The sequence below is a fragment of the Glaciecola sp. 33A genome, from assembly GCF_002836745.1.
Taxonomy (GTDB): Bacteria; Pseudomonadota; Gammaproteobacteria; order Enterobacterales; family Alteromonadaceae; genus Glaciecola.
In genome coordinates this window covers 527,174-542,973 of sequence record NZ_PJAR01000024.1, presented here as the reverse complement: position 1 = coordinate 542,973, position 15,800 = coordinate 527,174, and the positions used below count along the sequence as shown (strand labels likewise).

The following is a 15,800-nucleotide window of genomic DNA, read 5'->3' as shown; positions in this document are numbered from 1 at the left end:
TAGCCTGCACAGCACTATAGATAAACGTCTCATTCAATATGATGGTGTCCAAAAATGAATCTCTTGCACAAGCGTCTGAAAGTGAAACTGAAGCCAGGAAACATAGCGATTACCTTGCCTTGTTTATTTTGATACCAGCTTGCGCAACCACCAGTCTTCCAAACTGTTTTTTCCATTTCACTATGCACCATTTCGGTATATTCGGTTTCGGCACTTTCGGTAGGTTCAATGGCTTTTACTTTGCTCGACTGCAAAATATCGATACATCGCATTACGTATTTCATCTGCGACTCGATAACAAAAATGGCACTCGTGTGACCAATACCCGTATTTGGGCCCGTGATCACAAAGAAATTAGGGAAATTAGGAACGGTGGTACCTAAATAAGCCCTTGGGTAATCCCGCCAATGCTCGTTGAGCCGTGTTCCTTTTCTGCCTGTAACATCGTATGAAACCATAGAATCGCTGGCGTTATAGCCAGTTGCAAACACAACAACGTCTACTTCCAAGTCACCAGAACCAGCAAAAGATAAACCGTTTTCAGTAAACCCGATAAATGTATCGTGCTGATCGTGCAATTCACAATTTGCCTTTTGTAGTGCAGGATAATAGATGTTCGAAAGAATAATGCGCTTACATCCAATGGTAAAATCAGGTGTTAATTTTTTCCGTAAAGCTTCATCGCCAACTTGATTTTTTAAATGTTTTCGCGCTGGCCCTTCAGCCAACACCTTTAACAAAGTACGGCTATATTTAAACGCTAAGACACGCATTTCTAAGGTCCAATAAATAAACCAACGAATGACAGTATACAAAGGTAGAAACGCGAATACGTTGCTAAGCCAACGCGGAAAAGCCCAATCCATTCTGGCGATCACCCAATGCGGGGTACGTTGTATAACGTGCAGTGTTGCCACCTTATCGACGATCGCCGGTATCACCTGAACTGCACTTGCTCCACTGCCAATAACGGCAACTTTTTTATTTGTAATATCTACACTGTGCTGCCAATCATTAGTATGAAAACTGCTTCCTTTGAATTTATCAAAGCCGTTGAATTCCGGCACGACAGGGTTACTCAACGGACCCGTTGCATTAATAATAGCTTTGCAAGTTAGGATTTCGTCGTTTGCGAGCCTTACATCCCAGTAACTATCACGCCATATAGCACCAACCACCTCAGCATTTAATCTGATGTGCTCGCAAAGGAGATACTTTGCAATAAGGTTTTGCGTGTAAGCTGCTAACTCATTTTGTTTAGCAAATAGATGCGACCAAGCGTAAGGTTCGCCGGCAATACTGTATAAGGGCGATTGCACATCGACAGCCGCGCCAGGGTAACTATTTTGTAGCCAAGTTCCGCCCGCAAAACTGCGACGTTCAAGCATCACAAAGTCGTCAATATCTCTTTTTAGTAGCGCTATTGCTGCTGATATTGCACCAAACCCTGTTCCAACGATGACAACTGCATGCATGTAGTATTTCGCCGTTTTTTACGGTTTATATTGAAAGTGTTTACGATAGCACAATAAATCAGAAAACTACTCGATACTGGAATGCCGAGTAGTTTATCTAAATATTTTTTTACCTTGCACCTACTCGCGACATAATGCACCCTATTAAAAGCTGGGCAATAGCACAATGCGGGGCAACAATAGACCTTATAAGTTTGCTAGCTTATCGTAATTAAAAGTCCATATTTACGCGTAGCCCAAAAATTCTTGGCATACCGCGAACGAATGTCGGAATACCCAAACCTCCTCCGGTGTTGCCTGCATCAATTAAAAATTCCTCATCAAATAGATTATCAGCATATAGTTCAACTGAATAATCACCAGCATTGGGCTTGAATTTAAGTGATGCATCGACTAGCCAATAGGCGTCTTGCGACAAGCCCGGATAGTTGCTACTTTCAAAGAATACTTCAGACTGGTAACTCATTAGCCAATCGGCCTCAAGCTCCCATTCAGCTATACTGAAAAGTTTATTTATATTGAGCGCAGCACTCACTTCGGGTGCTAATCTGAATCGATTTCCGGCGTATTCAAATGCTTCCCCAGTAGATGTTTTGTCTGCAAATTTCGCATCCAGTAGGCCCAGGCTGGCGCCCATCATCAAAGTACTAGATGGCATATAATTGACGGAAGCTTCAATACCCGACATTGTCGAGTCGCCAACGGTAACCGTATTACTTTGCAGGGTTTGTGGATCGGTAAATGCTTGTTGGAAGTCTTTGTATGAGTAAGTAAAAATTGCACCTGTAAAGGAAATTTTACCCGCTTGGTACTTAGCACCGATATCAAAACTATCAACAATTTCAGCTTTGGTGATATCAACACCTCCAGCGCCAGGATTAACTACCGGTGAACGTCGCCCTTTTGCATAGTTGAAGTAGGCATTCCAGTTGTCACTCACCCTATAGTTAACTGCAAAACGGGGTAAAGTTGCGTTAAATTTCCCTTCGCCTTCAAATATACCAAAGTTGCGCGTGAACCGGGTTTCATCAATGTATCGCAAACCCGCCGTCAAGTTAATTCTGTTGGTAAAGTCATATGAGCCTTCAGCAACAATAGAATTAATGTCTAATTCGGCTTCAAACACAAATGGACCTTGCACTATATTTTTGGGTAATCCTGCAATAGAAACTGGGTTGCCGTTGCTGTCAAACAGCGAAGCAACTAACATTGCTCTTAGCATCTCTATGTCAGCAAGACTTGCATTGGTATCCGTATTTTGGTTTAAAGGAATATCAGGAAAAGCGCTTTCTAAATTAGCTAAAGCAGCGTTAAATGTGCCACGTATAGAGGGATCAACTAAAATATAGTAAGGTAAAACAGAATCGTCTTTATTGCTAGAAATGCCAATAAAACCAGCAAAATCAGTGTCATTGTCGAACACGACTCTAGCTGATGCACCTTTTAATTTTGCATTGTTTTCAAAATATGCATCTTGAATACGTAAACCTGAACCATCAGCATCAAATCCTTCTTGTAACTCAACATCTTTATAGTAAGCATCAGCACTTATACTTAGTTGCGCAGTCATGTCATAAGTTGCAGTGATGTCAAACGAGGTTAATGTACGCTCAATGCCTAATAATGGACCTAGACCTAATTCGGCATCGGTGTATGGGCTGGTATCTCCTTGTTTAGGAGCAATAGAGCCTGACTTAAATGCGATACCAGGCTGATCATTATACTCATAGCTGCCGCGGGTAATTATTTCTAATTTATTAAATGTAGAGCGCAATGTCGCGCGCACAGCTTGCACAGATACCCCATTCAAATCGTTATTCCCCTTACAAGGCACTTGTTCACCTAAATGATTGGTAACGGAGCCAGATGTATTATATGAATTGCTACCACACGCATTATTTTTAATAATGCCATCCATTTCTCGATATAAACCGGCTATCCGAAAGCTATGTTGATTATTGATGGCTCGATTGAGCATAACTTGTATTTCTTTGCCTTGCTCTGAGTTGTAGCCTAGTTTTAACTTGCCTTGTGAGACGTTGGTGGGTATGTTCGAAATAATACTGACAGCCCCGTTTGCCGCAGCGGCTCCGAATAATGTGGGTTGTGGACCTTTAAGTACCTCTACTCGAGCAATATCAAAAAGGGCAGCGCTGGCAACCGTTTTTTTACTGATATCAAAACCGTCTAGAAATACTGAAATACGCGGCGTTGAAGAAATAGAGGCCGTATCATCGGTAATACCGCGTACATTGAACGAGGGCAAACTGACCGCTTGCTCTTGGATGACTACGTTGGGTAGCATGCGCGATAAATCATCAAGCTGTAAAGTATTGGTGCGTTCAAGAAATGCACCACTTATAACGTCCATTGTGGCTGGTACATCCATAACCGACTGTTCACGTTTTTGCGCAGTAACCATTATTTCTTCAATTTCTTGCGCTTGAACACTGCCTACAATTGATACTACCAATATACCTATCAATGTAAGTTTGCTGTTTGTTTTTGACATGTTGACGTAATCCAATAACGTGCTAATAAAGTCGCTTATACTGCACGCCAAAAATGTCAGTTATGTGATTGATTTATTGTGATTTTATTTAGCTTTATTTACAGATTTGTGACGCCTAATAAAACCTCCGCTTGTTGGGGGAATGAGGCCATTGCTACATTCATAAAAATGCAGCAATGCCCACTTAAAATTAACTATAATCGACCTTATGTCTTGCTGCAACCTGATAGTTTGGTGATAATATTTGATCAATGTAGATCCATTCAGCGGTCACTTTTTGAGAAGTGAGAGTAATCGTCATGTATCCGCGTTGATGCAAATTGCAATACTGTAAATCATCAATTAACAAAGGTAATTGTTGCGCCAGCTTGCTTGAAGTTTCATGCTCAGTTCGCAAATAATACTCCATTCCTGGCGATGAGACGGCAGGCGTGGCAAATTCCACTCCAACTGGTAAGCCATTTTGCGCGCTTAAAACTGAATGCCAAGCGTTGTGGGTATCACCGGCAAGCACAATTAACGATTTATTGGTTTGCTGTGCAGTGGCGTAAAGTTTTTCTCTCTCGGCGGGATAGCCATCCCATGCATCAAGGTTATATGGCATTTTTGTGTTGAGTCTGTTTAGCTCTTGAACAGACACTTCTTGACCGTTTTCTAACGCTTGTTGGATATTAACAAGCTGCTCAATAGTGCGCGGAATTTGGCTGCGATCGTCACCGCCAAATACGTCAATAGGTAACATCATTTTACTCATTAGCACCTGCTGCCCTAGCACTTGCCACTTCGCTGTGGACTCAGAAATGGCGGCACTTAACCAGTCAAATTGTTTTTTGCCTAATAATGTTCGCTGTGGTTTATTAATATCATGAATAAACTCTTTGCTATTAAAGGTGTTGGTTTCAGTGTCACGATATTCTGAATATTCCAACTGCTTGTCTCGACCGATAATTCGAGTATCAAGCATGTACAAGCTCAGCAAATTACCAAATTCAAAGTGGCGGTAAATTTCGGGGCTTTGATTTCCCTTGGGTGGGCGTATAGGTAACCATTCATAGTAAGCACTAATGGCCGCAAGGCGCCGTTCGAAGAAACCACCTTCCCCTTCATTATGGTTTTGAGCACCATCTTTATAAGTATCATTGGCCACTTCATGGTCATCCCATACTGCTATAAACGGCGTATTAGCGTGTAAATCTAATAAGCCTTTATCAGTCCGATATAATGCATATCGCTTACGGTAATCAACAAGGCTTATTGTCTCTTTGTCGTTATCCGGCGAAATTGAGCGGCCAATCTCCTCAGCTCTCTGAGTTGCATAACCGCCCATTGCATACTCATAAATGTAATCTCCTAAATGTAAAACAGCATCTATTTGATTATCTTTTGCAGCCTCAGCGTAAGCATTAAAATAGCCAGCCGGAAAGTTTGAACATGAAAGCACGGCTAGTTTTATTGAATCAACGTCACCAACAGGCAGTGTCTTAGTGCGACCGACTCTACTTATTTGGTGTGCTCCAGTAAACCGAAAATAATATTGTGTTGCTGCTTGTAAGTCTTGAACGTCTACTTTAATTGTATAATCAATCGATTCGCTTGTGATTACTTGACCAACCCGAACAATATCTACGAATCCTTGATCAGTCGCTATTTCCCAAAGAACGTTAACAGTAGCAAAAGTGTCTCCTTGCATCGCGTTGGTTGAGGGTATAGCGCGCGTCCATATAATGACTGCGTTTGATAATGGGTCGCCGCTAGCCACGCCATGACTGAAGAGTACATCGCTAAGCGCCGATTTTTTGTGACTGCGAGTGCAACCAGTTAGGGCGGTGGACACAGTAATAGTGGCTGAAGCGATAACACAACCAGCCAGAAAAGAACGTCGATTCATTGTATTCATTATGGTCCCGTGGGCATTTAAAAACAGTAATTATGAAAACTAAACATGATATTAAGATTAACGTTTTATTATAGTTAAATGACTGTGTTAAAGCATTATTTAGGTCACCAATGCTCGAGCGAACAAAAAAAAACCCCGCATTTTCATGCAGGGCTTTAGAATAATGGTGCCTCGACCCGGGATCGAACCAGGGACACGCGGATTTTCAATCCGCTGCTCTACCAACTGAGCTATCGAGGCATTTGCGACTGCGTTTTGACGCTGTAATTCGCTGTGGGGGCGTATTAAACGGATTTTGCCCTTCCAAGTCAACTCATTTCTAATGTTTTGCGACTTTATCTCACTAAAAGGGCTCAAACGGTTATTTTGTAGGCGGAACGTAACCTTCTATAGTGGGTTCGATACCTTCAAACAGATAAGCAACCATTTTTTCTTCAAGAAATTTTCTATCGTTCACTTCCATCATGCTCAACTTGTTCTCATTGATCAACATGGTTTGTTTTTTCTGCCAGAGACTAAACGCTTCTTTAGAGATTGTGTCGAATATGCGCTTACCAACATCACCTGGATATAACTGGAAATCCAAACCATCGGCTTCTTTATTCAAATACGCGCAACTTACTGTTCGTGCCATGTCATGTACCTTAGGATAAATATCAATTTTGCAGAGTATAGCTCAATAAACTAATGAACTTCAGGAATGATTGCTTAAAACCCGTCAACTAGGCGCAGTTAAATACCATGCCTGCATTTAATAGTCGCTTTTTAACATCTCTAGTATTTTCATTGTAGGTGCCGACAAGCCAATTTTACTCGGGTTGTATGAATCAAACCAAAGTTGATTTATAGCGCTCTTATCCAGCGCACTATCAAACTCAGCATTACGTTCATTAACCGTTTGCACAGGTGGTTCTTTCAACTCAATAAGCACAGGAAAAATCAACAGATGAAAGTGACTGAACGTGTGTTTAAAAGTGCCGAGTTCTCGCACTCTCGCATTCTGCAAATTCACGCGCAGTAGGCTATCTTCAAGTATCAACAAAGCTTGTTCAGTCGTTTTTTCTGATTCTTTGTCGAAACCTGTTTCTAAAAAACCCCACAGTCCGCCCCAAATTCCACTAGGCGGTCTTTGCTGCATCAACACTTGACCATTGAACGACGGAATTAACATTGTCGTGTATTTTGTCGGAATTTGTTTCTTAGGCTTCTTAAATGGAAACTCAGCTTGCTTTCCTTGCGCAAAAGCTAAGCAATGCAACTGCATCGGACAGTCATCGCATTTAGGTTTTGACCGAGTGCATATTGTTGCACCTAAATCCATAATTGCCTGCGTGTAATCGCCATATCTAGGCGCGCGACTTTTAGCGTTGTATTCTTGCTCAGTTAATTTATTTTCTAAGCTTTCATCTAAACCAACAGCAGCAGGCTTAAGTGCTTCAGCCTCAAGCCACAATCTATCTTCTATTTTTTTAGCGCCAGCCCAACCCTCGATTGCCATATAGCGAGTGAGCACTCGCTTTACGTTTCCATCCATAATTGCAAAGGGTTGATTCAAAGATAATGATAAAACAGCGGCTGCAGTAGAGCGTCCTATGCCTGGCAATGCAATAACCTCCTCAAAGGTCGTAGGAAATTTACCTGCATGCAAATCTCGAACTTGCTGGGCAGCCTTGTGCAGGTTTCTCGCTCTGGCGTAGTAACCCAATCCCGTCCATAAGTGCAGCACTTCATCAACCGGTGCATTGGCTATATCGGTAACGCTTGGAAAGCGTTGCATGAAAGTATCATAATACGGAATAACAGTTGCTACTTGAGTTTGCTGCAACATTATTTCCGAGATCCAAACTGAATAAGGAGATTTGTTTTTTTGCCATGGCAAATTTTTACGTCCATGTTGGTCAAACCAAGCTAAGAGCGCATTTGAAAAAGAAAAGCTATTGTAAGTCACATTAACCGCACATCTGCCAAAGAATGGATTATAATACCGGACTTTTGTACCCTAAGACCAATCTGTCGTCATATTTCGACTGATTTGTTTATTTACCAGACATTTATTTAATAAAGATCACGATATACATGAAGTCATTCAAAAGCCAAGAAGAAGCCCGCGCAGCTGGCGTATACATAAGCAAAATAAGAAGTTTTGTAAAACGCGAGGGGCGCTTAACTAATGCTCAAGCGAAAGCAATTGAAGGAAACTGGCCAAGCAAGGGCCTAAGTATCGATCAGGGCATGCTCAACTTTGATCACGTTTTTGGTCGCACCGCACCCACCGTGCTTGAAATTGGTTTTGGCATGGGTAAGTCGTTAGTTGAAATGACAGCGACAGCTCCGCAACACAATTTCATAGGTATTGAAGTGCATCGTCCTGGCATTGGAGCGTGTTTAGCCGATGCTGAAGAGGCTGGCGTTGAGAACCTGCGAGTATTTGAACATGATGCTGTTGAAGTGCTAGCTCAGTCGATAGCTGATGATTCACTGCATCGTTTGCAATTATATTTTCCTGACCCATGGCATAAAACGCGTCATCACAAACGCCGCATAGTACAGCGTGATTTTGTGCAGAACATACGTACAAAGTTGGCTATTGGTGGTACTTTTCACATGGCGACAGACTGGCAGCACTATGCAGAGCACATGATGGATGTGATGACACAGGCAGATGGTTTCGAAAACACCTCAAGCGAAGAAACTACTGGTTATGTTCCTCGCCCCGATTATCGCCCTATTACCAAATTTGAAGTTCGTGGCCAGAAACTTGGTCACGGCGTTTGGGATCTCATTTTTAAGAGAGTAAGCTAAATGCTGTCATTACCTAGTCAGTTGTTATTACGCAACACCGATATTTTTGAAAATGGCAAATGGGCGATTGTTAATCCCTCTGATGCTGCTATTTTTGACGAACTACGCGGCCCAAGTATGGATATTACTGGTCTGCATCAATTTCATGATATTTATTTTCAGAGCGAGAATACCAGTAAATTTCTGCAAGTTTTCGCCGCCAGCTTCGGTATTGACGATCTCAAAGATAAACAGCAACTAGATGGAGCTGTTATTTTTTTACCAAAAGCGAAACAACATCTTGAAATGCTTATTGCCAACATGACCGACTTGGTCAAGGTAGGCGGTAAATTATTGATTGTTGGCGAAAACAAAGCAGGCATTAAAAGTGTCGGCAAATTGTTAGCGCGTTTAGGCTCAACCGTTAACAAAATTGATGGCGCGAAACATTGTGGTTTAATTAGCGTTGAAATCGAAACACCGAACAAATCAGCTTTTGAAATAAAGCAATTTGGGGTTATCAGAAAGTATTTGGTGAATGACCAAGAACTAAAAGTATTTTCACTTCCTGGCGTATTTGGTCACAAACAATTCGATCCGGGCACTCAATTATTGTTAGCACAATTTGAACCGCGTTGCGTCAAACTAGTCAACATGAAAGGTCAGGTATTAGACTTCGCTTGCGGCACTGGCATCATTGGTACTTATTTTGCCAAACTCAATGCCAAGGTAAAGGTCACTATGAGTGATGTATCAGCACTTGCTATTTACTGCAGCAAACAAACACTTGAGCTCAATGCGGTTGAAGGAAAGGTGATTGCGAGTGATGGAATGAAACAAGTCGAAGGTTACTTTGATCACGTCGTTAGTAACCCGCCATTTCATACTGGTATTCGTAACGACTACAGTATAACACAGCAATTTATAGCTCAGGCGCATAAACAGACTCGCCCGCGCGGCACACTGGATATTGTAGCGAATAAATTTTTACCCTACAGTGAGGTGATGAGTGGTTTGTATTTTCGCTCTAAAACACTAGTAAGCACGAATAAATATAATATTTACGAAGCAGCAAAGTAGCCCTTTAAGCGACTTTGATTAACTAAGTTAGACCCAATATTGCCGACTTTACGCCTTATATTGTAACAAATGACATTAAAAAATTAGATAAGAAGACTCAGTAAATGATGAAAATACTTTTTTTGATATCTGAAGTAGAAGACATAGTTAAAACCGGAGGCTTAGCCGATGTTGGCAAAGCACTGCCCATAGCGTTGTCTGAACTTGGACATGAAGTCAATATTATCCTTCCTTATTACAAAGCCGTGGCTGATTCTTTCAGGCTATCAAATGCAACGCCAAAACAAATTATTTATACCAACGGTCAAAGTTATGCATTTGATATAAAAGAACTGAATTTTAACGGAATTGCCATCTACTTTGTTGATTATCCAAAATATTTTAACAATGATAAACTTTACAGCGAAGACTCTAACGTTGGCAATGCGGAAAAATTTACCTTTTTCTCGTTAGCAGCACTTAAAACCGCTGAAGCGGTGGGTTTTAAGCCAGATATTTTACACACCAACGACTGGCACACCTCAATGGCCTGTTACTTTGCCAAGCATTCGCCGCTTACCTATGAGTATTTTGCGCACACCAAATCTGTATTGACTATTCACAACGCAGCATTTCAAGGCACCGACAACTTGGTCAACATCCCAAGTGTTGAGCCAACAGCAGCTGGTATGTATGTTGAAAATAATCATTTAAATATGCTGAAAACCGGTCTCTTATATGCCGACAATATTTGTCCTGTTAGCACCACTTATGCGCAAGAAATCGCCACGCCCTTAGGCAGTCACGGAATTGATGACGTTATTCGCCAGCGTATAAACGTTGTCGAAGGTGTACTCAATGGCTGCGATTACGAGCAATGGCACCCGAGTACTGACGAATTTATTGCCGCGCATTATTGTATTGATGATATGTCGGGTAAAGCGGCGTGTAAAAAAGACTTACAAAAGACCTTCGGTCTAAGGGCAAACACCAAAGTTCCTATATTAGGCATGGTTTGCAGAACAACCCTGCAAAAAGGTTTTGGCTACTTAATACCCATCATTGAAGATATTCTGAAGCATAGTGTCCAAATTGCATTAGTAGGAACAGGTCAAAAAGACATAACAGAAGAGCTTCATCGAATTGCAAATGCGCATCCTACGCAATTTGTTTTTATCGAGGACTTTAAGCCGGACTATGCACACAAAGTAGAAGCGGGCGCTGACTTTTTTTTGATGCCATCTGAGTTTGAGCCTTGTGGACTCAACCAAATGTATAGCCTAGCCTATGGAACAACGCCTATTGTGCGTGGCATTGGCGGTTTAAAAGACACCATAGTTGATATTGATGAACCTGAGGGAACCGGTTTTGTTTTCAGGCAACCCACGCCGCAAGCATTGCTTAGCGTGATAAGAAAGGCGTTACTTGTTAGACTTGAAGACAATAAAAAATTGCAAGCTGTCATTAAGCGAGGCATGCAGAAAAAATTCACATGGAAAGAAGCTGCTGACAAATATGTGGATGTTTATCAGCGCAAATAACAAGCTGCAAATAGTGAGTCATTAAGATTTAAAATTCACTTGAAAAAGACATTATTGCAACTAAGATCAAAGTATACCCAAATCAAGTTTTCAATTGAGTCACATTTTGAATATACTAGGGGATAAATGTAAGTTTATTACAGATATAAAAGTTTGTTACAGCTCGAGACGCGTTAATTTTCAGAAATTCAGATTATTAGTGCACTAAATCCGACAGCGCAGAATATATCGTGGGCTAACAATTGAAATTTTTCGTATATAATAACTGATGTTTATCAATATTCTGATAGACTCAATTTAGAATGTTAACAGAGTGTAAAAAATGCAAACGCCAAATATCCTTATCGTTGAAGACGAAGTAGTGACCCGCACTACGCTGAAGAGCTTATTCGAAGCCGAAGGCTACAATGTATTTGAGGCTGAAAATGGCCACGAGATGCATGACTTTTTCCAGAACAACCAGATCAATTTGGTAATAATGGACATTAACTTGCCGGGCAAAAATGGATTACTCCTAGCGCGCGAAGTTCGTGATAGAAAAAACGTGGGTCTTATCTTCCTCACCGGCCGCGACAACGATGTTGACCGTATTCTTGGTCTGGAAATTGGTGCAGATGATTATTTAACTAAGCCTTTTAATCCTCGCGAATTGACTATTCGTGCTCGCAACTTATTATCCCGCACCAGTAGTGCATCCGAAGATGATGACTTGCCAAGTAAAGTTAACTTTAATGGTTGGACCCTCGACGGCGATAGCCGCAGCTTGATATCTCCTGTTGCTAAAGAGTTTAGATTACCGCGCAGTGAATTTAGAGCATTGCATCTGTTTTTGAGCAACCCAGGTAAAATATTAACTCGCGAGCAGCTAATTATGGAGATGACCGGCCGGGAATTGCGTCCTAACGACAGAACCGTAGATGTGACCATCCGTCGAATTCGTAAGCACTTTGAGTCACAGCCTGAGGATGAAGAGTTGATTGTAACTATTCATGGTGAGGGTTATCGTTTTTGTGGTGAAGTAGATTAATCACTGAGAAGCGGGAGCCTAGAAACTCTACAAATAGAAGCAAAAAGCCCGGTTAAAGACGGGCTTTTTGCTTTTAGGCAGTATCACTTCAGAGCTTAATCGCCGGCCACTTGCATCGATTCGATGAGTATAGAGCCCGTTTGAATACTGCTTCTGTGTTCGGTTTCAGCGCCAATCGCAACGATGTTTTGGAACATATCTTTTAAGTTCCCAGCAATCGTAATTTCGTGTACTGGGTATTGGATAATTCCGTTTTCCACCCAAAAACCGGCGGCTCCGCGAGAATAATCACCATTCACAATATTTACACCTTGGCCCATCAATTCAGTAACAATCAGCCCAGTGCCCATTTTTTCAAGAAGTTCTTTATCAGACTCGCCGGTTGAGCTTAGTAACCAGTTGTGAATGCCACCTGCGTGCCCGTTAGTTTGCATTTTAAGCTTTCGTGCCGAATAACTCGTCAATAAGTAATGTTGCAACATACCAGACTCAACTATGGTCATATCTTGTGTACGCACACCTTCATTATCAAATGGTGAACTTGCCAAGCCTTTCATCAAATGTGGCTTTTCATTGATTGTTAGCCACTCCGGGAATACGTTGGTTCCTAAGCTATCTAACAAAAATGAAGACTGCCTATATAAGCTACCACCACTAATTGCACTCACAAAATGGCCAAAAAGCCCAGATGCAACATCACGATGAAACAGCACGGGGACTTTTGCAGTGTTGATTTTTTTCGCACCTAAACGGCTCAGCGTCTCTTTAGCCGCATCCACACCTACTTGGTAGGCTGAGTCGAGCAAATGGGCTTCACGGTTCATTGTGTAGCTGTAATTGCGTTGCATATCGTCGCCCTCTTGAGCAATGAGTACACAACTTAAATTATAACGGCTGCTTGCATAACCGGCGTTGATACCATGAGTATTTCCGTATACTCGCACACCTAAATTGGCATTATATGACGCACCATCTGAATTAATAATCTTTGGATCATAGTCCATTCCGGCAGTTTCGGCCTCAATTGCCATTTTAATTCCGGCTTCTGTATCTAATTCTATCGGGTGGTACAGGTCTAAATCTGGTATTTCAGTGGCCATAAATTCTTTGTCAGCGATCCCTGTGCAGTCATCTTCGCTGGTATATTTTGCGATTTCTACGGCTTTTTCTACCGTTAATCTTAACGCTGCAGGACTTAAATCGGTCGTTGATGCACTACCCTTCCGTTTCCCTACAAACACCGCTATGCCTAGACCACCGTCATTTGTAAACTCTACAGTTTCAACTTCTTTTAGTCTTGATGATACGGCAATGCCCTGAACTTTAGACATGCTTGCCTCGGCCGCTGTTGCGCCCTTTTGAATAGCTAGACGCAGTGCGTCATCTACGACATTTTGAATTTCTGCTAACTGCTTTTGAGATTCCATATATTATTTTTACTGTCCAAACTATAGTGTGACGGTTACAATCAACCATAATTCTAGCACTAAAGAAATCAAAAAACTTTATATGAATGCCGATTACAGCAACGAACCACTTCTTGACGAAAATGGTGAAATAATAAAAAGCAAAACTCAGCTTAAGCAAGAAGCAGAAGATATAAAGCAGTTAGGTGTCGCTTTAGTTGAGTTTTCGAATGCACAATTAAGCGAAATCCCAATGAACGAGGAGTTGCGTGATGCTATCCAATTAGCCAATCGCATCAATAAGAAAAAGGACGGTTTTCGACGTCAACTTCAATTAATTGGGAAGATATTGCGCAAGTGCGATCTTGAACTGATTGAAGATGGCATCAACAGATTGCATGCCCATCACGTAAAGTCTACTAGTAAGTTCCATGAACTTGAACAACTTCGAGACGACATTGTGACTCACGGCGATAGCGTAATTCAGACACTTTTGGATAAATATCCTGAGTTAGACAGACAAAAGCTAAGACAAATGCAACGTCAGGCCGTTAAACAGAAAGAAACTGAAAAACCACCAAAAGCAGCACGAGAAATTTTTCAGTACTTAAAGCAACATATTACACAGTAGCGTCCATGGCTGAACAAGCACGCTCACGATAGGGCAGCCTGTGCGCTTTTGCAGGCAACTTAGGCACTGCATTTTCTAGTTGCTCAACCCTGCTATTAGGGCTTGTGCTGCGTAAATATATTATTAAGCTAGAAAGTCTTATTACCTCACATAGCGACAGTGATATAACTAAGTCTGCAGTTTCACTGGTAGAGGCGACGTTTACGCTCCTTTTATATCAATTGAATCGCTGAGTAATTGCCATATACAAGGCATCAGAATGAGCTGTGAATACGCTAGAACCTGTTGCTCTGGGGGTATTCCCATGTTTAGCAATGATAAGTCCAAGTTCTGGCACAACCAAAATAGACTGACCAAAAATACCTCTTGCTTGAAAGTTGTTATTATCGGAATTAAGCCACCACTGATATCCATAACCAGGATAAGTTACTGAGGGGGAGACTGAATTTTGCATCCAGTTTAGTGCTAGCGGAGAATTTTTTGGGGAGGCTAACTGTTCCAGTGCAAATTGACCTATGCGAGAAAAATCGCGCAACGTTGCCAGCAAGCAGCAGCCGCCGGTTTCAACCCCGTTTGGCCTATCTAATAGCCAAAGCGCATCATTCTCCATTGCATAGGGTTGCCAAATTTTATCTTGCAAATACGTGGAGGCATTATTACCTATTGCAGAACGCAGCAGTTCACCAATCAAGTTAGATTCAGCCGTATTATAATTAAAAACGGTGCCTGGCTTATGGGCTCTTGGTAATGCTTTCATATAATTAACTAGGGTAATGCCATTTGCACCGCCGGCTATTGAAACATCTGATTTAGGGTCGCTATAATCCTCATTCCATTGCACGCCAGAGTTCATATTCAAAACGTTCTTTATACTCACGCCTTCGTACGCTGACCCTTTGAATTGTGGCAAGTAGTCAACAACCAGATCATCAACGCCTTCAATATAGCCATCTTTAATGGCCGCTCCAATCAATAAGGAAGAGACTGATTTTGTCACTGAAAACGAGATCCAACGAGTATTATGATCGTTACCCTCAGTGTAGTCCTCATACACCAGTTGACCATCCTTTAAAACAACCAACCCAATAGCACTCGGCAGTTTTATAAAGTCTTGAATGCTATATTTTATACCCTCAACTTCATAAGTTACATCAGCAAGGCCAATATCGTTCAAGATCATCGGTTTTGCATTTTCAGCTTTAGCGACAACTCTTGTAGGTGCAATAATGCCTATATTCTTAAAGCCTACTGCCCGCTCGTCTTGATTCCAAAATAAAACCTCAGTTGCACGCTCTCTTAGCTTATTTTTTTGAATAAAAGCTTCGTCGGATAAAGCATCACTTTGCGCACTATTCACAAATGCTAATAGTGAAATTAGCGCAATAGATAACGCCTTCCGGCCAAATATAGTTATCTTATTATTTTTATTTTTCATTCGAATGTTGTTCCTGATATTAATAATTAGTACTTT

At 41.5% G+C, this 15,800-nt stretch carries 12 protein-coding genes and 1 tRNA gene; 5 read left to right on the top strand and 8 right to left on the bottom strand.

What is annotated here, in order from left to right:
• Positions 1 to 29: 29 nt before the first annotated feature.
• The 6 genes from CXF81_RS02715 to mutY form a co-directional block, all read right to left on the bottom strand.
• On the bottom strand, positions 30 to 1,475 hold the full coding sequence (locus CXF81_RS02715) for an NAD(P)/FAD-dependent oxidoreductase (protein ID WP_101179818.1): 1,446 nt from the start codon (positions 1,473 to 1,475) through the stop codon (positions 30 to 32).
• Positions 1,476 to 1,686: 211 nt separating this feature from the next.
• Positions 1,687 to 3,987, bottom strand: a complete 2,301-nt coding sequence (locus tag CXF81_RS02710; RefSeq protein WP_101179817.1) for a TonB-dependent receptor — start codon at positions 3,985 to 3,987, stop codon at positions 1,687 to 1,689.
• 190 nt (positions 3,988 to 4,177) lie between these two features.
• Entirely contained in the window at positions 4,178 to 5,884 is a 1,707-nt protein-coding gene (locus CXF81_RS02705; protein WP_101179816.1) for an alkaline phosphatase, read from the bottom strand.
• Positions 5,885 to 6,048: 164 nt separating this feature from the next.
• Positions 6,049 to 6,124 (bottom strand) — tRNA-Phe (locus CXF81_RS02700).
• Between the two features lie 121 nt (positions 6,125 to 6,245).
• A complete protein-coding gene (locus CXF81_RS02695) occupies positions 6,246 to 6,518 on the bottom strand; it encodes an oxidative damage protection protein (protein ID WP_006015440.1) in 273 nt (90 codons plus the stop codon).
• A 117-nt stretch (positions 6,519 to 6,635) separates the two neighbouring features.
• Complete coding sequence (gene mutY / locus CXF81_RS02690) at positions 6,636 to 7,832, bottom strand: A/G-specific adenine glycosylase (protein WP_101179815.1); 1,197 nt, start codon at positions 7,830 to 7,832, stop codon at positions 6,636 to 6,638.
• A 128-nt stretch (positions 7,833 to 7,960) separates the two neighbouring features.
• Here mutY and trmB point away from each other — a divergent pair, with 128 nt between their 5' ends.
• The 4 genes from trmB (at position 7,961) to arcA (ending at position 12,292) form a co-directional block, all read left to right on the top strand.
• Complete coding sequence (gene trmB / locus CXF81_RS02685; protein WP_101179814.1) at positions 7,961 to 8,686, top strand: tRNA (guanosine(46)-N7)-methyltransferase TrmB; 726 nt, start codon at positions 7,961 to 7,963, stop codon at positions 8,684 to 8,686.
• Positions 8,687 to 9,745, top strand: coding sequence for a methyltransferase (locus tag CXF81_RS02680; protein WP_101179813.1), 1,059 nt, complete (start codon positions 8,687 to 8,689; stop codon positions 9,743 to 9,745).
• A gap of 107 nt (positions 9,746 to 9,852) precedes the next feature.
• Complete coding sequence (locus CXF81_RS02675; RefSeq protein WP_101179874.1) at positions 9,853 to 11,265, top strand: glycogen synthase; 1,413 nt, start codon at positions 9,853 to 9,855, stop codon at positions 11,263 to 11,265.
• 322 nt (positions 11,266 to 11,587) lie between these two features.
• The gene (arcA, locus tag CXF81_RS02670; RefSeq protein WP_101179812.1) at positions 11,588 to 12,292 is read left to right on the top strand and encodes a two-component system response regulator ArcA; all 705 of its coding nucleotides are present in this window, start codon (positions 11,588 to 11,590) and stop codon (positions 12,290 to 12,292) included.
• Between the two features lie 95 nt (positions 12,293 to 12,387).
• Here the strand turns inward: arcA and pmbA are convergent, their stop codons facing one another.
• Positions 12,388 to 13,719 (bottom strand): metalloprotease PmbA, encoded by a 1,332-nt coding sequence (gene pmbA / locus CXF81_RS02665; protein ID WP_101179811.1) that lies wholly within the window; start codon positions 13,717 to 13,719, stop codon positions 12,388 to 12,390.
• Positions 13,720 to 13,801: 82 nt separating this feature from the next.
• Between pmbA and yjgA the strand changes: the two genes are divergently transcribed.
• The gene (gene yjgA / locus CXF81_RS02660) at positions 13,802 to 14,329 is read left to right on the top strand and encodes a ribosome biogenesis factor YjgA (RefSeq protein WP_101179810.1); all 528 of its coding nucleotides are present in this window, start codon (positions 13,802 to 13,804) and stop codon (positions 14,327 to 14,329) included.
• 217 nt (positions 14,330 to 14,546) lie between these two features.
• Here yjgA and CXF81_RS02655 read toward each other — a convergent pair whose 3' ends face one another.
• A complete protein-coding gene (locus tag CXF81_RS02655) occupies positions 14,547 to 15,764 on the bottom strand; it encodes a serine hydrolase (protein WP_101179809.1) in 1,218 nt (405 codons plus the stop codon).
• Positions 15,765 to 15,800 lie beyond the last annotated feature (36 nt).